Origin of the sequence: Actinocrinis puniceicyclus, from assembly GCF_018283645.1 — a bacterium.
Classification (GTDB): Bacteria; Actinomycetota; Actinomycetes; order Streptomycetales; family Catenulisporaceae; genus Actinocrinis; species Actinocrinis puniceicyclus.
In genome coordinates this window covers 37,481-57,935 of record NZ_JAGSXH010000024.1, presented here as the reverse complement: position 1 = coordinate 57,935, position 20,455 = coordinate 37,481, and the positions used below count along the sequence as shown (strand labels likewise).

At 68.4% G+C, this 20,455-nt stretch carries 12 protein-coding genes; 5 read left to right on the top strand and 7 right to left on the bottom strand.

Annotated features, from left to right (window positions below; translation table 11 throughout):
• The first annotated feature begins 324 nt into the window (after positions 1–324).
• Positions 325–5,067 carry a hypothetical protein gene (locus KGA66_RS09750; RefSeq protein ID WP_211466926.1) on the top strand — a complete coding sequence of 1,581 codons (4,743 nt, stop codon included), beginning with the start codon at positions 325–327 and terminating at the stop codon, positions 5,065–5,067.
• Positions 5,068–5,159: 92 nt separating this feature from the next.
• On the opposite strand, the gene KGA66_RS09745 is transcribed toward KGA66_RS09750, so the two are convergent.
• Positions 5,160–5,429, bottom strand: coding sequence for a hypothetical protein (locus KGA66_RS09745; protein WP_211466924.1), 270 nt, complete (start codon positions 5,427–5,429; stop codon positions 5,160–5,162).
• A 339-nt stretch (positions 5,430–5,768) separates the two neighbouring features.
• Between KGA66_RS09745 and KGA66_RS09740 the strand changes: the two genes are divergently transcribed.
• From KGA66_RS09740 to KGA66_RS09725, 4 genes are all read left to right on the top strand, one after another.
• Complete coding sequence (locus KGA66_RS09740; protein WP_211466922.1) at positions 5,769–7,559, top strand: GmrSD restriction endonuclease domain-containing protein; 1,791 nt, start codon at positions 5,769–5,771, stop codon at positions 7,557–7,559.
• 19 nt (positions 7,560–7,578) lie between these two features.
• Positions 7,579–7,842, top strand: coding sequence for a hypothetical protein (locus KGA66_RS09735; RefSeq protein ID WP_211466920.1), 264 nt, complete (start codon positions 7,579–7,581; stop codon positions 7,840–7,842).
• A gap of 516 nt (positions 7,843–8,358) precedes the next feature.
• Positions 8,359–9,093 (top strand): WXG100-like domain-containing protein, encoded by a 735-nt coding sequence (locus KGA66_RS09730; RefSeq protein ID WP_211466918.1) that lies wholly within the window; start codon positions 8,359–8,361, stop codon positions 9,091–9,093.
• Positions 9,094–9,381: 288 nt separating this feature from the next.
• On the top strand, positions 9,382–11,505 hold the full coding sequence (locus KGA66_RS09725; RefSeq protein ID WP_246507331.1) for an alpha-galactosidase: 2,124 nt from the start codon (positions 9,382–9,384) through the stop codon (positions 11,503–11,505).
• A 111-nt stretch (positions 11,506–11,616) separates the two neighbouring features.
• Here KGA66_RS09725 and KGA66_RS09720 read toward each other — a convergent pair whose 3' ends face one another.
• From KGA66_RS09720 to KGA66_RS09695, 6 genes are all read right to left on the bottom strand, one after another.
• A complete protein-coding gene (locus KGA66_RS09720; RefSeq protein WP_211466914.1) occupies positions 11,617–13,572 on the bottom strand; it encodes a ferredoxin reductase family protein in 1,956 nt (651 codons plus the stop codon).
• Between the two features lie 294 nt (positions 13,573–13,866).
• Positions 13,867–16,839: a glycoside hydrolase family 48 protein gene (locus KGA66_RS09715; protein WP_211466912.1), complete on the bottom strand. Its 2,973-nt coding sequence runs from the start codon at positions 16,837–16,839 to the stop codon at positions 13,867–13,869.
• A gap of 167 nt (positions 16,840–17,006) precedes the next feature.
• Positions 17,007–18,017 carry a LacI family DNA-binding transcriptional regulator gene (locus KGA66_RS09710; RefSeq protein WP_438822028.1) on the bottom strand — a complete coding sequence of 337 codons (1,011 nt, stop codon included), beginning with the start codon at positions 18,015–18,017 and terminating at the stop codon, positions 17,007–17,009.
• A 372-nt stretch (positions 18,018–18,389) separates the two neighbouring features.
• Positions 18,390–19,220: a hypothetical protein gene (locus tag KGA66_RS09705; protein ID WP_211466908.1), complete on the bottom strand. Its 831-nt coding sequence runs from the start codon at positions 19,218–19,220 to the stop codon at positions 18,390–18,392.
• 174 nt (positions 19,221–19,394) lie between these two features.
• Positions 19,395–19,859: a hypothetical protein gene (locus KGA66_RS09700; protein WP_211466906.1), complete on the bottom strand. Its 465-nt coding sequence runs from the start codon at positions 19,857–19,859 to the stop codon at positions 19,395–19,397.
• Positions 19,856–20,449 carry a winged helix-turn-helix domain-containing protein gene (locus KGA66_RS09695; RefSeq protein WP_211466904.1) on the bottom strand — a complete coding sequence of 198 codons (594 nt, stop codon included), beginning with the start codon at positions 20,447–20,449 and terminating at the stop codon, positions 19,856–19,858. The genes KGA66_RS09700 and KGA66_RS09695 overlap by 4 nt, the downstream gene beginning before the upstream one ends.
• Between the last annotated feature and the right edge of the window lie 6 nt (positions 20,450–20,455).

The window sequence follows — 20,455 nt, the reverse complement described above, 5'->3', positions numbered from 1 at the left end:
CGAACGAGTCGTCGGCCAGAGCGCCGACGCGCCCTCCGGTAGAACTGCACGATGAGTTCCCCTCCCAGCCCCGATGCGGGTGGAGGTGAATCGCCCCCCTGCGATACCGCATCCAGAGCACAAGGTAGGCGAGTGACTCGTGAGAAATCAATAACGTTTCCATAAAGGCAGTAGCCTGATATAGAGCGAATCTATGATCAAACCAGGCATATCAGCCGTCGATGGCGGCTTCCCGTCATGGCCGCTGTCGGCGGTGCTGGCAAGAATGGCGGCCAAGGGCGCCACGGGGTGCCGCGCCGGGGAGGGAAGGGGCCTGATCGGTCCATGCACGCACATCGACGAACCCGCACTCAACTGACAGCGAATCCAGCACGGACGCGCGTCAGCGCCGTCCTGCTCGCAGCCGCGCTGGTCGCCGGCACGATCACGGCGGGCGCGGGCGTGGCGCGCGCCGACACCGCCGCGCCGACACCGCCCGACTTCCCGGCCACGCAGGTGGACCCGACGGTGATCGCTGCGGAAACCGCTGCCTCGGCCAAGGCCAAGACGACGGGTTCGCCGGTGACCGTGGACGCTGAGACCGACACAGGCACGCTGGTCACCGCCAACCCGGACGGTTCCCTCACCCGGACGCAGACCTCCGCGCCCGTGCGCACGAAGCAGAACGGCGCGTGGGTACCCATCGACACCACCCTGTCCGTGCGGACCGACGGAACCATCCGCCCGGCAGCGACCGCCACCGGCGTGGCATTCTCCGACGGCGGCGACGGCCCCATGGCCACGCTGACGCAGGGCACGAGCACACTGTCGTTCACCTTTCCCAGCGCGCTGCCCGCCCCGACGCTCTCCGGCGCCACCGCGACGTACCCGGACGTGCTGCCCGAAGTGGACCTGCAACTGACCGCGAACGCAGGCGGCTTCAGCCAACTGCTCGTGGTTCACAGCGCGGCCGCGGCAGCCAACCCGACGCTCGACACGCTGACACTCGCCGTGAAGGCCGTCGGCGTGAACCTGTCAAGCACGCAGGACGGTGGCGCCGCGGCCACGGACGCTTCCGGGACGACCGTCTTCCACACCGACACCGCCACCATGTGGGACTCGGCGGGCGCCAACGGCGCGCCCGCATCGGCCGCGACGGCCGCCACGGGTTCAACCCTCAAGAGTTCGGCGGCCACCGCCCCGAACTCGGGCGATCACGTGGCCCGCGTCCAGGTCGCGGCCGCGACCGGCAGCGAGACGCTCACCCCGGACCGGACGCTGCTCGGCGCCTCCGACACGAAGTACCCGGTGTACATCGACCCGGCCTGGTCCGGTAACCCCAGCCAGTTGCATTGGGCCCGCGTCTCCTCCAACGGCTGGAATATCTACGACTCCACCTCCACCGCTACCGGCGACCACCCGCGAGTCGGCTACGACAACTGGCCGGGTGGCGCCGGGGAGGTGGCCCGCACCTTCTACAACATGAACACCGGCGGCTCAACCGGCACCAGCGGCATCGGCGGGGCCACCGTGACCGCCGCGACCATGTACATCAACGACGACTGGGCCGCGTCCTCGTCAGCCACACCTGTGGATCTGTACGACTGCACCCGCCCAGTCAACAACGGCTGGAACTCGGCCGACCTGAACTGGTCCAACCAGCCCCTCCCGAACGTCAAGCAGGACGAACGGACCAGCTACGAGACCAGCTCAGGCACCGTCAGCCCCGGCACGCTCGCCTTCAACATGCTCGACGCCGCCCAGTCGGCCGCCTCAGGCGACTGGCCCGACATCACCTTCGTGGTGCGCGCCCCCAACGAGAGCGACAACTCCCAGTGGAAGCAGTTCGCCTCAGGGGGCGGCGCGACCATCTCGATCACGTACTTCCGTGCCCCGTACCTGTCCGGCACCTACACCACGACGCCCGGCATCACGAACAGCGGCACGTTCTTCGCCACCTCCGGCTACGTCACCATGAGCGCGCTCGGCGGCGACACCGACGGCGAGAACGTGCGCAGCGGCTACGAGATCTGGAACTGGGCCAACGGCACCAACACCACCAACGTGGCCAACTCCCTGTTCACCTCCTACACCGCCACCGGCGGCGCCTACACCTACTCCGGCAACCTGCCGGACGGCACCTATGCGTGGCGCGGCGTGACCGAAAGCCAAGACGGTGGGCAGTGGTCGGGCTGGTCGCCGTGGCAGTTGTTCACTGTCGACACCTCCACTCCTCAGGCTCCCGGCGTCGAGTCGCCGCAGTTCCCGGCGAACCAGTTCGGCGCCGCCTACACCGACACCGGGTCATTCACCATGACCGTGAACGGTACGGACAACGTCTCCGGGTACATGTTCGCCCTCGACAACGACCTGGGCACCACGGTTTACAACCCGGCCTCGCTTCCCCCGACCTGGAGCGGGGGCACCATCACCCCCGCCAAGACCTACTGGGCCGCAGCCGTATCGGTCGGTGGGCCCGCCACGGTCTCCTTCGCGCCGCTGACCGTCGGACCGCATCGCCTGTTCGTCAAGGCCGTGGACCAAGCAGCCAACACCTCGGCCGAGACCACGTACCTGTTCTACGCCGGGCTCACATCGCCGGTCTACGTGTACGGTGACCAGCTCGTCAACGGCTGCGCAATCAACACATGCAACGGCAACACCGTCACGGTCCCCGCCGCCACCGCCACCGTCACGGCCGGCGCCTCGATCATCGCCCAGTCCAATTGCTGCTACATCGTCTTCGCGGACGGCAAGCAGGCCATGCTCGCCAACGGCAGCGGCAGCGTCGCCGTCGGCGACTCGGCCACCCTCAGCTTCTACCTGCCGAAGGCCGGGTACTGGGACTTCGGTGCGAACCTGACCCAATCCGGCGACTACGGCAAGTACAACCTGACGCTGGACCAGTCAACGAACGCGTACTCGCCGCTGCTGTCCGGCTTCGACGCGTCCAGCAGCCACGTCACGACCCGCTACCAGGACTTCGGCACCGTCAAGGACAACAACGGCAACCCGGTGCAACTGTCCGCGGGCCTGCACACGGTGACGCTGACGATCACCGGCAAGAACGCCGCCTCGGGCGGCTACCAGGCCGGGATCGACGCGCTGCGGCTCGCCCCGATGAGCGCCACCTGCGCCATCAACAACCTGACCAACTGCCTGAACAACATCGCGATCAGCTCGGACAGCAACCACGGCGCCGCCGACGCGGACGGCTACGGCAACAGCTTCTCGGCTGGGGATCTGGCCGCCGCCGGTTGGAACGCCAGCACCTCGACCACGCACAACCCGATCACCGTCAACGGCGCGCCGATGTACGTGCCCGCCTACGCTGTGGGCACCGGCGACAACATCCTTTCCTCCGGGCAGACCGTCACCGTGCCGTCCAGCGGTTACGCGAACACCGGCAACGCGGTCGAGTTCCTGGCCTTCGGCACCATGGGCGCGGTGACCGGCGCGACCGGCCAGATCACCTACGCCGGGACGTGCGGCCAGTCGAGCGCCCAGGCGTACACCCTCGACCAGGTCCCGGACTGGGTCAGCGGTCCGGCCTCGGCGGCGGACATCACGTTCCCGCACCGCAACCTGCCCGGAGCCGGCCAGGACACCAAGGCGCCGAAGTTCTACGCCATCAGCGTCCCGCTCGTCTGCCCGGGACAGGCGATCACTTCGATCTCGCTTCCGGTGGTGACGAACAAGACCCTGCCCGGAGTGGCGGCACTGCACATCATGGGCATCGGCATCCGCGCCTCGTCCTACACCGACAGTTCGCTGTCATCCAACTGGACCGGCAGCTTCGCGGCGAAACAGGATTCGACCATGGGCACCTGGGTCAACCAGACCCTGCGGCTGCCGGTCACCGTCACCGTGGGCAATGGGTCCAGCGGCGGCAAGGTGCGCCTGCATTTGTCCAACGCACTCGGCACGGCGGCCGCGTCCTTCCTGCACGTGTCGGTCGCGCTCCAGGACCCCACCGCGGGCGGGGCGAACGCCTCAGCAGCGCCGGTCCCGGTGACGTTCAACAACAACGCGAGCATCACGCTGCCCGCCGGCGGCGAGATCGTCAGCGACCCGGTCACGCTCACCGTCCCGCAGCAGTCGACGCTGCTGGTGAGCATCGACCTGGGCGGCACGGTCAACAACAGCCCGGCACACGCGGCGGCACAGACCACCTCGTACGCCACGGCGCAGAACACCGGCGACCACACCACCGACACCGCGGCGACCAACTACACGGTGACCATGTCCTACCAGCCCTACCTCACCGGCGTGGACGTGCTCGCCCCGGGGGCCACCTCCGGATCGCTGGTGCTGTTCGGAGACCAGACGATCAACTCCGACACGGCGGCCGGGAACGGCAAGAGCCACCTGTCCGACGACATCGCGGCCGCGCTCGCGAACCAGAGCCAGAACAACGGCACCGTGCCCTACGGCGTGCTGAACGAGGGCCAGAACAGTTGGACGGCGGGCAACAACCTGCTGCCCGCGCTGTCCGGTTCCTCGAATCAGTACTCACCACTCAACGCGATGAACCCGGCGGACCGCTACATCCTCGACAACGCGAACGTACGCACCGTCCTGATCTCCACCGGGACCGCCGACATCCTCGCCGGGGACACCGCGGGCGACATCGAGAACAAACTGGCCGCACTCAGCCAGCAGGTCCGGCACTACTACACCGATGACGTGACCGACTACAGCGTCAACATCAACAACTTGGCCGGCCTGCTGACGGTATACATCGCCACCATCCCGCCAGACCCGGGCGCGAACTCGAACACGGGCCTGACCGCCGCGCAGGAACAGGTGCGCGAGTATGTCAATAACTGGATTCTCGGCACGTCCGACAGCTACGCGGCCGGCAACGCGGACGGAGTGATCGACTTCGCCGCGGCCCTCAGCAGCACCGGCACCGACGCGGGAACAACGGTCAACCCGGCGTATCTGTGGACGGATTCGAACGGCAACGTCCTGCCGAGCACGGCCTACTACCAGCAACTCGCCCAGCAGTACCTGATCAACACGGCCGCGCCTCCGGCCACGACGGGCACGGTCAGGTATCGACCGATGGCGCTGAGGGCGTCTTGACGCAGGTGCTGCGCAGTTGAACGCGCCGCGGAGCGTGTGAGTCAACAGGGGCCGGGCGTCTTCCCCGTCGGGAAGGCGCCCGGTTCGCCAGGTCAGCTGCGGTGTTCGGCTGCCTTCGCGCGCCAGCGCTGGACCAATTGGGCGGCGAACTCGGCGCTGACCTCGACGTGGGCCTGGTCGTTGTGCCCCAACCAGTAGAGGTACAAGTACTCGGTCGGGTGCCAGTCGAGATCGTTGCCAATGGCCTCGTCGGTCGGTACCGGACGGGTGTGGGTACGGCGCACGAGTCCAGTCGCGTCATCGGCCGTTCCGCCGTCACTGATAAGGGCGAAATACCGCACGGCCGGCTCGTCCTGCACCATGCTCACCAGCCTATCGGGCACACCTGGAATCCTGGGCTGCTCGTATAGCTCGGGGTAACCGTCTTCGCCTCAAAGCTTTCGCATGCGCGGCTTCTCGACACGCAAACGGTGGGACACTGCCGCGTGAGCACCCGTAGGGCGGCGTTCATCGCGGTTCTGCCATGAGGGCTCGTGGTACGAATGTTGATTCGGATCGAAGTTCCGGCCGAGGACACCGAGACGGAGTCTCCGCGAGTCTTCGAGATCCCTTCCGACGAGCACGACCACGACGAAGTACGGCGTCGCAGGCGACTCATCGCGGCCGCTGCGGCCCGTTGTCGAGTAAGGAACGAGGAGAGCATGGCGAAGTACGACGTGACGCAGAAGGCCGTCGAGAGTCTTTTGGCAGATGTCAAAGACGACAGGATCGCCATCCCCGAGCTTCAGCGTCCCTTCGTGTGGGACAGCATCAAGGTTCGCGACCTCATGGACTCGCTGTACAAAGGCTATCCGGTCGGCTACCTGATCACGTGGCAGTCCGTCGGAGCACACCTCAAAGGGGGCCAGGTCGCGGCGCATCAGCAGATCCTGATCGACGGCCAGCAGCGCATCACCGCGCTTCGCGCCGCGGTAGCCGGTCTGAAGGTCGTCAACAAGCGCTACAAGTCAGTGCGCATCATCATCGCGTTCAACCCCGTCACCGAGCAGTTCGCGACACTGACTCCGGTGATCGCCAAGAACCCGGAGTGGATCTCCGATATCAGTGAACTGTTCAACACGACCGCGATCTTCGGTTTCGTCAGGGCCTACTTCGAGGCCAACTCGCACGTCGACCGCGTGGCGGTCGAGACCAACATCACTCGTCTGGTAAGCATCAAGAACGCGCAGATCGGCATCATCTCGCTCAACGGCGACCTCGACGTCGAAACAGTCGCCGAGATCTTCATCCGCATCAACTCCAAGGGCGTGCCACTGAGCAGCGCCGATTTCGCCATGAGCAAGATCGCGACCTACGGCGAACGCGGCCGCAACCTGCGTAAGCTCATCGACTACTTCTGTCATCTGGCCGTCGCTCCACACGCTTACTCCGACATCCAGGAGAACGACGCCGAGTTCGCAGCCACGACGTACCTGAAGGCCATCGCGTGGCTGAAGGACGACGCCGAGGATCTGTACGATCCCGCATTCAGCGACATCATCCGCGTCGCCGGGCTTCTTGGCTTCAGCCGAGGCAAGGCGTCCTCGATCGTCAGTGAACTGTCCGGCAGGGACCCCGAGACCCGCAAGGTCGACGAAGCCCGGATCCCGGACGCCTACGGCAAGCTCGAATCCGCGCTGCTCGAGATCGTGAAGAAGTACCAGTTCGAGAACTTCATCATGATCATCAAGTCGGCCGGCTTCATCACCGCCGACATGATCGGTTCCAAGAACGCCCTCAACTTCGCTTACGCGCTTTACCTGCGTCTGCGCGCGGACAACACACTCTCGGAGGGCGACCGCCAGCACATCGTCCGGCGCTGGTTCGTGATGTCGATGCTGACCGGACGGCACTCCGGAAGCTTCGAGTCGACCTGGGAGCAGGACATCCGGCGGATCGGATCAGTGGGCGCCGCCGCCTATCTGAAACAGATCGAGGAATCGGACCTGACCGACGGGTTCTGGGACGTCGCGCTACCGGCGGCTCTTGAGACCACCAGCAACGCCAGCCCGTACTTTCAGACGTTCCTCGCCGCGCAGGTCGCCACCAAAGTGCGCGGATTCCTCTCCAGGAGCATCACCGTGGCCGCCATGCACGAACATTCCGGGGACATCCACCACATCGTCCCGAAGGACTACCTGCGGAAGAACGGCTTTCCGGACCGGGCCGACTACAACCAGGTCGCCAATCTCGCACTGACCGAGACGTCGATCAACATCAGCATCGGCAACAAGCCTCCGACTCAGTACATGGCCGACGTGGCCGCTCAGATCGAGTCGGGCCATCTCACCCTCGGACAGATCACGGACGCTGCGGACCTCGAGCGCAACCTGATCGAGAACGCCATCCCGGCGACGCTCGGCACGGTCAGCGCAAGCACGTACCCGCAGTTCCTGGCAGAGCGCCGAAAGCTGATCGCCGACGTCATCCGCTCCTACTTCGACCAACTCTGAACTGTCGGGAAACCGTGACGTGCTCGACGCGCCCGGCTTCGCTCGCACCCGGTGCGGGCCGAGCGGCGACCTACTCGGCAGGCTCGCACCCGGCAGCCCGGTCAGCGAACGCGGTACCAACGGCCAACTGCGCGTCGTGAGGGAGTATGAGGCCAGGCTTACCGGCCATATGAGAGCCCTGCAACGCACGGTGGACGGTCTGCGTATCACGACCGAGACGGTGAAAGCCGAGGTCGCGCTGGCCCGCGCGCGGCGGTTGGACGGCGATGTCGCAGACGGCTGAATCCGTTTACGTTCGCCGAACCGGAGCGGGTGGATGCGCCACGACATGACCACGCCTGCTGTGCTGATGCTGGTGCGGGTCGGGTGCCTGCTGACGCCGACACGCTTCCTGAATCAGTGCCCGGACATCAGGGCGATCACGAAGAGCACAACAGCCGCGAGGAGCAGCAGCGTCAAGTCTCGCGAAAGACCACCCCGGCGACTGTATCGGCGGCTATATCTACGACTGTTCCGGCGACGGTAGTGGTGACTCGCGAACAGCCTTCTGCGATGTGGATAGCTGCGGGCGTAGGGCATTGCTACCTCCTGGCTCCGGTACCCGGCCTGCGTCGGGACGGCATCTGTTACCCAAGCGACGGCGTTTCATGTGGCGCCGCGTCCCGCCGCGTCCCGCCGCTTCGCCCGGGTGCGGCGGCCGCTTCGCCCGCGGCCGGCGTGCAGGTTGTCTGGACACTGGTTCACCGGCTCTGGAAGACTCACCAGCTGAAGCTTTCGGACGAGGGGACGGGGCATCGGAATGAGCATCGAACTGCCCGGCGAGGTCGTATGGTTCCTCAACCTGATCGGCGTGCAGTGGCCGAACGTCGACGAGGACCAGGTGCGGGCCTTCGCCGGCCACGTGCGCGACTTCGCGACCAACCTGGACAGCACGCACCAGGCCGCGACCTCGACGATCCAGCAGATGAGCTCGGCCTACACCGGCAACTCCTACGAGCAGCTGGTCGAGACCTGGGCGCGCATGTCGAACGACCACATGAAGGAACTGGTCGAATCCTGCCACGTGGTGGCCACCGCGCTTGACGTGGCGGCGGACGCGATCGTGGCGGCGAAGGTCGCGGCGATCGCGGAACTGGTCGCCCTCGTCGCATCCTTCGTCGCCGACCAGGCCGCGGCCGTGCTCACCTTCGGCGCCGCCGAAGCGGCCGAGGCGCTGGTGATCGAAGCCGGCAAGAAGCTGATCAACGCCCTCATCCAGCAGTTGGAGCAGCAGATCATCGGCCAGGTGATCGAAGCGGCGGTCGGCCCGCTCGAGCAGGTCGTCGAGCGGGCCCTGGGCGGCCTGGTGTTCAAGGGCCTGGAAGGCGCGCTGGGGGTGTCCGCGGGCGGCGGCGGCTCGGTCGGCGCGAGCTTCAGCATCATGCCCGAGGCGCTGGCGTCGCATGCGACCGCACTACAGGGACACGCTGACGCGGTCGCCGGGCACGCCGAGACCTTCGCGGCGAACGTCGCGGGGGTCCGCTTCGGCGACTGAAGTCCACGCTCCGACAGCGCGGTGGCGGACGGCCGCCGTGGCGCCGGTAGCGGCTGAAGCGGCTGAAGCGGCTGAAGCGGCTGAAGCGGCGACGAGCCTCGTTCCGACCAGGCGCGGCAAGGCGTTGCGTCGCGTTCTGCGCGGTCTCTAGGATGAACTCGTCGGTTTACGTTGACAAATGTTGGAATTGAGAGCCCTGTGATTGACAGCGCCGGGATCGAGAGCGCCGGGAACGAGAGCGCCGGGAACGAAGCAGACCAGGCCGGGACGGTCGCGGCCGCGACCGGGTTGATCGCGCTGAGCGCGGCCGGAGCGAGCCTCGTGCTCGACGCACGGGGCCCCGGGCTGCCCGAGGTACTGCACTGGGGCGCGGATCCGGGCTCGTCGCAGGGCACGGCGGCGCTCCTCGCGCTGCGCCCGCCGGGACCGCCGCGCCCGCTGATCCCCTCGCAGGGCGAAGGCTGGTTCGGCCGGCCCGCGCTGAGCGGGCACCGCGACGGCACCTGGCGGCCGACACGGTTCGAGCTCACCGAACCACTGGCCGCACAACCGCCTGCTGCCGGCGCCGGCGCGGACGCCGGCCCCGGCGCGGGCGGGAAGATCGTCGTACGGGCCGCGGACCCGCAGGCCGGGCTCGCGTTGGACAGCGAACTGGAGTTGACCGCGCAGGGCGTGCTGCGCGTTCGCCACACGCTGACCAACACGGCGCAGACCCCTTATACGCTCGACCGGCTCGCCGCGCTGATGCCGGTGCCGGCGCAGGCCGTCGAGATACTCGACTTCGCCGGCCGCTGGTCCCGCGAGCGCTCGCCGCAGCGCGCCGCACTGCGGCAGGGCGCGTGGGTGCGCGAGAACCGGCGCGGGCGCACCGGCTTCGACGCCGGGCCGCTGATCGCCGGGAGCGCCGGCTTCGCTTTCCGCAGCGGCCAGGTGTGGGCGGTGCACACCGCCTGGAGCGGAAACCACGTGCAGTACGTGGAACGGCTCGCCGACGGCCGAGCCGTGCTCGGCGGCGGTGAACTGCTCGAACCCGGTGAGATCAGGCTGCGCACCGGGCAGTCGTATCAGAGCCCGTGGGTGTACTTCGCGTCCGGCGAGAGCGGGCTGGACGAACTGAGCGCGCGGCTGCACCGGATGCTGCGCGGCCGTTCACACCACCCGGCCACGCCGCGCCCCGTCACCCTGAACATCTGGGAGGCGGTCTATTTCGACCACACGCTCGACCGGCTGCTCGACCTGGCCGACAAGGCCGCGGCGATCGGCGTCGAACGCTTCGTTGTGGACGACGGCTGGTTCCGGCACCGGCGCACCGACGACGCGGGGCTCGGCGACTGGTACGTGGACGAGACGGTGTGGCCCGGCGGCCTGCACCCGCTCGTGGAGCGGGTGCGCAAGCACGGCATGCAGTTCGGGCTCTGGTTCGAACCGGAGATGGTGAACCCGGATTCGGACCTGGCACGGGCACACCCCGACTGGTTCCTGGCCGATCCGGCGCGCCTGCCGGCCGAACAGCGCAACCAGCAGGTGCTCGACGTGGCGCGCCCCGAGGCGTTCGGCTACCTGCTGGAGCGGCTCGACTCGCTGGTGGGCGAATACCGGATCGACTACATCAAGTGGGACCACAACCGGGACATCGCCGAGCCGCTGCACGACGGCACCCCGGGCGTGCACGCGCAGACGCTCGCCGTCTACCGACTGCTCGACGAACTTCGCGCGCGCAACCCGGGTCTTGAGATCGAGTCCTGCTCCTCGGGCGGCGCGCGGGTCGACCTCGGCGTCCTGGAACGCACCGACCGGGTGTGGGGCTCGGACAACATCGACCCGATCGAGCGGCAGTCGATCCAGCGCTGGACCAGCCTGCTGATTCCCTACGAGCTGATCGGCGCGCACGTCGGCTCCTCCCCCGCGCACGTGAGCGCGCGGGCCACCGACCTGTCCTTCCGGGCCGCGACCGCGCTGTTCGGGCACGCCGGAATCGAGTCGGACATCACCGGCTGGGACGAGCGCGACCTGGAACAGCTCGCGCAGTGGATCGCCGAGTACAAGCGGCTGCGCCCGCTGCTGCACTCCGGCGAGGTGGTGCGCGCGGACCACCCGGATCCGGCCGCGTGGCTGCACGGAGTGGTCGCGCCCGGCCGGGAACACGCGCTGTTCGCGTACGTACAACTGGAGACCTCGGCCTTCGAGCACGGCGCGGCGCTGCGCTTTCCCGGACTGGACGAGGACGCCGACTACGAGCTGACCGTGCTGCCCGTGGTCTCGGCCGCGCCGCAGACCTGGCCGCAGTGGGCGGCCGGCGGACAACCGGCGGTGCTACCCGGCAGGGTGCTGACGACGATCGGGGTCGAGGCGCCGCGGCTGGTCGACAAGCCGGGCCAGTCGTTCGTGATCGAGTTACTGCGGCAAGGGTAGCCGCAGGAGGGCCGCGGCGGACGACTGCTCGATGCCTGAGTTGAGCGAAGGGGAGAGGTAGCCGGGCTACCTCTCCCCTTCGCTCAACGCGGTGCGGCGCGACCGGGCGGATCAGAAGTCGAACAGCTCGGTGTGGATGCGCCGCCACGGCACCCCGGCCTTACGCAGGTTCTTGATCGTCGAGCGCGCCATCGACGGCGAGCCGCAGATGAACACCTCGCGCTCGTCCAGATCGCCCACGATCTCGCGCAGCCGGTGCGGCGCCATCGGGTCCTGACGCGGGGTCTTGCCGCGCTTGCCGAGCACCGGGACGTACATGAGCCGTCCCTCGGCGTCCATCTTCTCCAGCTCGTCCACCATCAGCAGATCCGCCGCACTCGACGCGCGCTGCAGGAACATCACGTCGCCCGGGCCGCCGTCCAGCGCCTCCGCGATCGCGCGCAGCGGCGTCACGCCGACGCCGCCGCCGATCAGCAGGACCCGCTGGCGCCGGCGCAACTCCGCGGTGAACGCGCCGTACGGCCCGTCCGCGACGACACGCACGCCCGGGCGGATGCGCCGCTTGAGCCTGCGCGTGTAGTTGCCGACGCCCTTGACCGTCAACCGCAACACCCCGTTGGTCGGCGCGGCGGAGAGCGAGAAGGGGTGCGTCTGGTGCCAGAGCCCGCGGCCGAGGAACCGCCACCGGAAGTACTGGCCGGCCTGCGCGCCGAGCCGGTCCACGTTGACGCCGCCGACGTAGATCGAGATCGTGTCCGCCGACTCGACCACGACACCGACGACGCGCAGCCGGTACTTGAGCGTCCGGTTCAACGGGACGTAGACGCGGTAGAGCACGATCGCGGCCGCGACCACCACGTGCATGGCGATCCACGTGTCCTTGGCGACCTGGTTGCGGGTGAACTGCGCGCCGAGGAAGACCTGGTGGAAGAAGGCCATGACCGCGGCCGGGTAGGCGACCAGGTGCAGGCTGTGCCAGCGGTCGTAGCCGAGCTTCTGCCGGAAGTGCTTGATCGACGAGACGCCGATCGCGATCAGCAGCGCGAAACCGCCGGTGGCCATGAGCACGTACGGGTACGTCGCGAAGATCGACTTGACCACCACGCTCGCCGGCGCCTGCAGGCTCATCGAATAGCCGACGATGACCAGGGCGGTGTGCGCGGCCAGCAGCATGATCAAGTACGCGCCCAGGCCGCGGTGCAGCGTGGCCAGCCAGGAGCCGATCCGCCGCTCCAGCCACGGGATGCGCGCCATCAGCGCGACCTCGATCAGCAGCAGGTACGCGCCGAGCAGACCGGTCAGCTGCGCGCCCATGATGTATTCATCGGCCAGGTGCTGGAGCCGGGAGGCCGGGGTCTGCAGCCACCACAGGAAGATCACCTCGGCGCCGCCGGCGAAGGCCAGCAGCACCAGCACCCCGGCCAGCGCGTGGCGGGAGAGCGCGGGCCGCGCGTAGGTCCAGGCTCTGGCCGGGTCGACCCAGACCTGCGGCAGCCCGGGCCGCTCGGGTATCGCGAAGCGGTCCGGCGGGGCGACGTACCCGTCGCGCTGCGGCCCGAGCGTTCCCGTCTGCGTGTCCGCCCGCCCCTGGCGCGGGATCGCCCGATGCGTTCCCGTACTGCTGACCGCGTCGGACCCGACGGCGCGGTGGGTCCCGGTGCTCGTGACCGCCCGGTGCGTGCCCGTGCTCGTGACCGCCCGGTGGGTTCCGGTACTGGAAACAGTCCGGTGCGTGCCCGTGCTCGTTACAGAGTTCGTACCCTGATCCAGGGCTCGGCCGGACGCCGCGGGCGAGGCCGCGTCGCGAGCCAGGGCGTTCGGGTCGGCGATGGCGACGTGCCGGCCGGTGGCCGTCACGTCCACGTGCCCCTGCAGAACAGCATGCTGCTGCGCGTCGTATTCAGCCCACTGCTGCATCAGCCGGCGCTGCTTCTCGCGCAGCATCCGCTCTTCCTCCTGGCGGCGAAGCCAGTGCTCACGCTGCTGCTGCACCCACTGCGGCGCGATACCGCCGAGCCAGGGGAAGTCTCTGAGCCAGGCCGGATCGCCGTCGGCTCGGTCTGTCATCGCGGACTCCGTTTCCCTACCGAGATGGCACTGCCCCCCAGTGGCACTGAGATTGCAACAGACCGGTTCGCCCAAAAGGGTATCCATGGGTCATTCATGTCCAAGATTTTGCCGTCCCTGCTGAACCGTTCCGGTGTTCGCACGTCGCAAGGTACTACACGCGAAGGCCGCCGACTCCGTTCATTCGGAGTCGGCGGCCTCGCGTCTTACCAGGTGGCGCGGGGTGACGGTCCGTCACCCGGGCGGTTCAGCAGTGACGCAAGAGGTTGCCATACGTCACGGATCCGCGTTCTGTCACGCGTTGAACAGCATTCCGTACACCGCGTAAGCCATCGCGATGTCCGACTGCGCCCAGAACCGGTGGTAGTTGAACACCGGGGCCGCGCCGCCGTTCAGGTAGGCCTGGACCTTGGACCACTGCGGGTCCTGCTGGTACCAGGAGCGGATGGACAGGAAGGTCGCTCCGGGAGCGATCTTGTCGCCGTTGGGCATGGTGCCGGACCACCCGGACGGAATGTAGACGCCGTCCTGGTTGGTGCCCGACGGGTAGACCTGGTTGAACCGGCTGTAGTCGGTGCGGGTCTCCGGGGTCGTGATACCGAGGGTGTCACGGTCGTTGGCCCACATGACGTCGAGCAGGTTCTTCGCCATGCCCGAGGCGGTGGTGTCGTTGGCCTTCTTGCCGTAGTAGGCCAGCGCCTTGATCAGCGCCGCGGCCACGCCGCAGTCCTGTCCGTAGCTGGAGACCGTCACGTGGAGCCCGGCGTTGGTCACCGAGGTCGTCGTGGAGGTCCAGTTGTCCGGCTGGCCGGACCAGGACAGGTTGGACGGGATCTGCCAGTTCCCGGTCGAGGTGTCGACCGTGACCTGCGACTCGGCCCAGGTGACCCACTTCTTCAGCAGTGCCCCGGCGGTGGTGTCGCCCGTCACGTAGTAGTACTCCGCGACGCGCTCCATCGACCAGGCCTGCATGCCGAACCACTGGTTCGACGGCGGGTCGTGGTACACCGGCTCCCAGTCGTAGTACATGCCGTAGAAGCTGGAGTCGCCCGACGGCGGGGTGCCGTAGTTGCCGTCCCAGCTGTTGGTCGCGCCACCGGCGATCGCACCCTCAGAGGACTGCAACCACTGGTAGAACTGAAGCTGGCGGGAGAGGCTGGTCTTCCAGTCGCTCACACCGGTCGGGGACTTCGGCTCCATCGCCGTGTCGGTGGTCAGCGCGTACGCCGCCAGCGGGTTCTGGTAACCGAAGTGCGCCGCGCCGTCGCCGATGCGCCAGGCCCAGCCGCTGGAGGTGGACAGCGAGCCACCCCAGGCGTAGTACCACGAGAGCAGGTAGTGCTCGCTGGAGCGACCGGAGCCCGCGGGGCAGGTGGTCGGGCCGACGCAGTTGCCGATCTGCTTGAAGTACTTGTCGAAGAACGAGTACCGCAGGTAGTCGCCCATCTTGCCGGCCTTGGCCACGGTCGCGGTCACCTGCGACTCCTTGCCCTGCGCCTTGGCCCAGGTGTCCGCCCAGTAGGCGGCCTGGATCGCGCGCGCGTCGGCGTCGGGAGCGTCGGTGTACTTCCACTGCGGCGTGCCGGAACCCGCGATGAACAGGTCCAGGTAGCCGTTCGGGCCGCCGTACTTCAGGTTGTCACACGTCGGCTGGGTGACGGTCTCCCAGACCGACTCCTGCGCGCCGCGCTGGAAGGTGTTGATGAAGGACGGGCTGTTGGCAGCGCCCGGGCCGAGCTCGCAACCACCGGAGGGGGTGTCGCCGAAGCCGTACTTGTTGTCGACGTCCTCGATCCAGTGCATGCCGTAGATGTCCCAGGTCCCGTAGGTCTGGTCCAGCTCGGACGCGAGCGGGTCGTTACCGACCGACACCGAGGTGGTGGTGGCCACCGGGTAGTCGGACGGCAGCGGCTCCTCGGGGGCGTAGGCCGCCGGGGAGGACGGGTTGTACGAGCTGTTGGTCGGCTGCGCGGCGTGGCTGGGGATCATGTAGGTTTCCATGAGCGTCCACGCGTTGTTGAACTTCGACCAGTCGCCCGAGACCTCGCCGTAGGTGGCGGTGAGCCAGATGTAGTAGCTCCACGCCTCCGAGGTGGTCTCGTGGCCGTAGTCGGGCGCCTCGGCCATGAGCGTCTCGACCGAGTGGTACGGGATGCCCTTCGAGCTGAAGTACCCGTTGGCGGGGTTGGTGATCTGGTTGTACAGCGTCAGGAAGTCCTGCGTGTACGTGCCGCCGCCGCTCGAGGCGATCTCGGTGGCGCTCACCGCGGCCGCGGTGTAGCCCGAGGAGGTGACGTTGAACGTCGTCGAGCCCGTGGACGAGGCGTCCGCGGTGATCGTGACGTTCTGCGCCGTGTTGTAGTTCGACGGGGTGAAGGTCAGCGTCGAGCCCGAGGTGACCGTCAGACCCGCGTCGCCGCCGGCGGCGGCCGCCACGGTGACCGTGACGTTCGCCGTGGGCGCCTTGTTCAGCGTCACACCGAACGTGCCGGTCTGGCCCTGCGCGATGGTCAGCGTGGTCGGGTTCGCCACGATGGCGGGGTTCGTCGACGCCGTGACGCTGATCCCGACCGGAGCCGACGTCGTCGTCGAGCCCTGGCTGTCGGTGGCCACGGCCGTGATCGAGTAGCTGCCCGCCGCCACGCCGGTCCAGCTCACCGAGTACGGTGCCGCGGTCGCCGACCCGATCAGGGTCGTGCCGCTGTAGTACGCCACGGACGTGATCGTGGCGCTGTCGAACGCGGACGCGGTCGCGGTCAGCGCGACGGTGGCCGGCGCCGAGTAGGTGGCACCTGCCGCCGGGCTCGTGATCGCCACGCTCGGCGCGGTGTGCGCGCCACCGCAGACGGTGCCGTTGATCGAGAACACCGTCGGGTTGGTGTTGGTCCCCGAGTAGTTGAAGTTGGCGCCGATGGTCACCGAGCCGTTGGTGGCCACGTTGCCGTTCCAGGCCGCGTTCACCGCGGTGATCTTCGTGCCGCTCTGCGACCAGTTCGCGCTCCAGCCGTTGGTCAGCGTCTGGCTGCCCGAGTAGCTGTAGCCGAGGGTCCAGTTGGTCCAGGCCGAGCCGAGGTTCGTGATGGTGACCGCGGCGGTGAAACCGGAGCCCCAGTCGGACTGGTCGGTGTACGTGACCTTACACTGGGTGGTAGCGGCCTGAGCCGGCAGCGCGCTCAGCCCGGCCGCGGCGAAGGCCGTGGCGATCAGGGACGCGACGACCCTTCTCAGCCTTCTTCGCAGCGGGTTGCTGCTCACTTTCTGTCTCATGGGTAGGGGTTTCTCCTTCTGGGCATCGGCGCGACGTCGCGCCGAAAAGTGCGGCGGGCAGGGCGGCGGAATCGGCGTTTCCCAGGTTCTGGGCACGCGCGGGCCCGGCGGGCGCGCAACTGTGGCGCGCCCGCCCGGCTCTCAAGGTCCGGCGCCGTCCCGGCCGATCAGGCGGACTCGCGCTGGACCAGCGAGGTCGGCAGCTTGTTCTGGGTCTCCGAGATGGACTCGTGTTCGATCAGTGCCATGACATGCCGGGCCATCACAGCGCCCTGCTCCTCCACCGGCTGGCGCACGGTGGTCAGCGGCGGCATGGTGTGCTGGGCGATCGGGTCGTCGTCGAAGCCGACCACCGCGACGTCCTCGGGCACGCGCCGCCCGGCCCGGCGCAGCGCACGCAGCGCGCCGGCCGCCATCAGGTCGGAGGCGGCGAAGACCGCGTCGAGATCCGGCCGGCGCTCCAGCAGGCGGGTCATGGCGTGCTCCCCGGATGCCTGCGAGAAGTCCCCGTAACCGATCAGTGCGGGCAGGCCGGCGGCCTCCAGCATGTCGCGGTAGCCGGAGAGCCGGTCGATGCCGACGGCCATGTCGCGCGGCCCCGCGATGGTGACCACGCGGCGCCGCCCGGCGCGCAGGAGGTGGCCCACCGCGGTGCGCGCGCCCCCGGCGTTGTCGGCGTCGACGTACCAGGCGCCGCAGGGCACCAGGGGCCTGCCGCACACCACGGTCGGGATGCCCGCCGCCTGCAGGGTCAGCAGCAACGGGTCACGGCCGTGCGCGGAGACCAGCATCACGCCGTCGGCGCTGCCGCGGCGGATGTAGCGCTCTGCGGCGGCGTACTCGTTCTGGTCGTGTACGACCAGGAACGCCAACTGCAGGCCCGCCGCGGACAGCGTGCGGGACGCTCCCCACAGCAGCCGGGCGAAGAACGGATCTGAGAAGAACCGCGCGCTTGACTCGGTCACGATCGCGGCGACCGAGCCGCTGCGCGAGGTCTGCGCACGCGGAGCGCGCCAGCGCACGTAGCCGAGACGCGCCATGGCGTCTTCGACGTGGCTGCGCGCGCCGATGCTGACGCGGGCGGATCCATTGAGCACTCGCGACGCGGTCGCCTCGGAAACTCCGGCGAGCGCGGCGACGTCGGCCAGGGTTGGCTTGCCGAACTGAGCCTTGTCCAGGTGGTTTCCGACGGCGGGCGCGGTGTCGGTTTGCTGGGGCAACTGCGACCTCCACGGTGAGGTTTCAGTAACACGACGCACGGTTGATCGGGCGGCGACTCTAAGTCGATCGGGGACCCGGGTGGGTTGCCGGTCCGCACGAACTTTTTTCGGCATCCTCGCGGAAGCCGGGTGAAGCGGGGGTTGCGAGTGAGCGCGAAGCGTGGGAGCGCTCTCTCGGAGGTGGGCACAGCGTTGCGAGCCGGAAACCTGACGTCAAGAGCGAGCCGTCGAAGAGTGTTGAAGCCGCAACTTCCGACAGGTCAACAGCGCGCTGATCGGCTCGGCCCGGCTGTAAGTTTCATAAACCGGTCAAGTAAGGCCCTTGACAGGCTATCCGACGGGAGCCTGTTCGACCTCGTTGATGGTCGGGACGCTGACCTGCGCCGCTTCGGTCCCGAAGGCGTCCAGGCGGACGCTGCCGGTGGTCACCGGACCGGTTCCGGCCAGGGCGAACTCGATCTTCGTCGGCGCCCCGGAACCGTCCGTCCACACGTCGAAGTGCAGCGTCGCGGGAAGCCCCGACAGCGACGCGACCAGGTTGGGGTCGGCGATGTGCTGGTCCGCCTCGGAGCTGTCGATGGTGCCGGACAGGTGTCCGGCGGAGACCAGATGCACCTCGTGGTACGCCCGAAGAAGTTGCGCGACGAGGTGCGGATTGCAGAAATCCCCGAAAGTTGCATCGGAGTCGTCGACCTTGAGCCACTTCTTGCCGGCGCTGCGGGCCGTGCCGGCGGTCAGCGAGACGTACTCGACGCCTGACGCGGACAGGATCGTGGTCTTGACGGAGTTGACCGTCCCGTCCATCCGGGCCAGACCGGTGGTCACGTCCCAGGTTCCTGACATCTTGATCGTCTCGGTCTGCGGCTCGGGCGAGGGCCCGGGCAGCGGGCTGGCCGTCACGGGCACACCGGTGCTCTTGGGCACGCGGGTGTCGACGGTCAGCTTGAAGGTCTTGGCCGCGTCGAGGCCGCCTGCGGCCTGCGCGAGCTGCGTCGTGGCGCTCTCGCCCGCGGTCGCCCGCGGCGAACTGGAGCACCCGCCCAGCGCGCCGGCGGTTCCCAGCGCGACGACGACGACGGCGAGCGCCGGTCCGGCGGGCCTCCGCCGCGGCAGGCAGCGACGGCGATCATGTACGCGAGCTGATCCACTCCAGCGGCTCATTGCGCCAAAGTAGAGATCGCCGGGCGGCGCGCGGAACGGTCTTTCACGACTTTCACGCGCCGCGGGGAAGGTCTTAGCGCGTTCTCAGCCGGGGCCGGCCGGTGTCGGAGCCGGTGTCGGAGCCGGTGAGATCGCGGCAATCGCGGGTAACGGCGCGGAAACGCCCCGCCTCGCTCACCACGGCGACATCTCGTCCAGGAGCGTGGCGGCCAGGTCGATCAGCGCGCGGGCTTTGGGAAGATCGTCCGCGACGTCCTGCGCCGTGGTTCGCGGCGTGTCGGCGGGTGCGTACTCGATCGTGTTGCGGCGCCTGCGCATGCGTTCGAAGGGACGCAGCGCCGAACCCATCGGGGGGTCGAGCTGAGCTCGCACGGCCTGTCCCAGTGCCACATGGCCGCCGCGGCTGGTCGCCCGCAGTCCCTGGTTTTCGAGTACTGCGGCCAGCGCCTTGCGTGCCGCGTCGTAGACGAGGACGTACGCGCCGTGCGCATCCTCGTCCTTGATGCGTTCGCCGGACCCCAGGTGTGCGCGCGCTTGGTCAAGCAGGCCGTCGGCGAACTCGCGGCTCGCGGGCACGCGCTGGAGTTCGCCCGCCGAGATCATCCGTTCGATGTCGGCCCGGCCCTGTCCCCACTTCACTCGGACCCCTCAGGTAACAGCCGCACCCGCGGTCGCTCACGCACCGAGGTGAGGAACGGATCCGTCGGCGGGTCTTCGGCCCACGCGGCGGGTCGCACGCGCTGGATGTTCACCGGGCGGTGCAGCGCGCGCGACGCGGCCGCGGCCGCCGCGTCGAGATCGTCGAGATCGGCGTCTCCGATCACCAGGACGTCCACGTCGGCGGGAATCGGTCCCGGCTCGCCCCGATAGCGCGCCGCCCACGAGCCGAAGATGACCGCTTCGCTGATGCCTGCGACGCCTCGCAGCGCATCCGCGAGCACCGGCCGCGGACCGTAGGTGACGGCCAGTAGATCGGTCAGCGGGCGCGCCACGATCGTGTCCGTGGCCGCCCGGATCAGTCTCACGTTGCCCTGCCTGCGTTCCAGCAAGTACCCGGCCTCCACCAGACGCTCGGCCTCGTGGTGGACCGACGCGACCGAGACGCCGACCAGCCGGGCCACGTGCGTCAGGCTGTATTCGTCGTCCGGATGCAGATAGAGCAGCGCCAGCAGGGCTCCCTGGGTACGCGACCGCAGCAGCGGAAGCAGCGTCGGGCCACCGTTTTTCATATCTCT

Coding starts and splice junctions, on each gene's coding strand:
- KGA66_RS09750 (WP_211466926.1), top strand. CDS start 325: ATGCACGCACATCGACGAACCCGCACTCAACTGACAGCGAATCCAGCA.
- KGA66_RS09745 (WP_211466924.1), bottom strand. CDS start 5,429: ATGGTGCAGGACGAGCCGGCCGTGCGGTATTTCGCCCTTATCAGTGAC.
- KGA66_RS09740 (WP_211466922.1), top strand. CDS start 5,769: ATGGCGAAGTACGACGTGACGCAGAAGGCCGTCGAGAGTCTTTTGGCA.
- KGA66_RS09715 (WP_211466912.1), bottom strand. CDS start 16,839: ATGAGACAGAAAGTGAGCAGCAACCCGCTGCGAAGAAGGCTGAGAAGG.
- KGA66_RS09730 (WP_211466918.1), top strand. CDS start 8,359: ATGAGCATCGAACTGCCCGGCGAGGTCGTATGGTTCCTCAACCTGATC.
- KGA66_RS09720 (WP_211466914.1), bottom strand. CDS start 13,572: ATGACAGACCGAGCCGACGGCGATCCGGCCTGGCTCAGAGACTTCCCC.
- KGA66_RS09695 (WP_211466904.1), bottom strand. CDS start 20,449: ATGAAAAACGGTGGCCCGACGCTGCTTCCGCTGCTGCGGTCGCGTACC.
- KGA66_RS09705 (WP_211466908.1), bottom strand. CDS start 19,220: ATGAGCCGCTGGAGTGGATCAGCTCGCGTACATGATCGCCGTCGCTGC.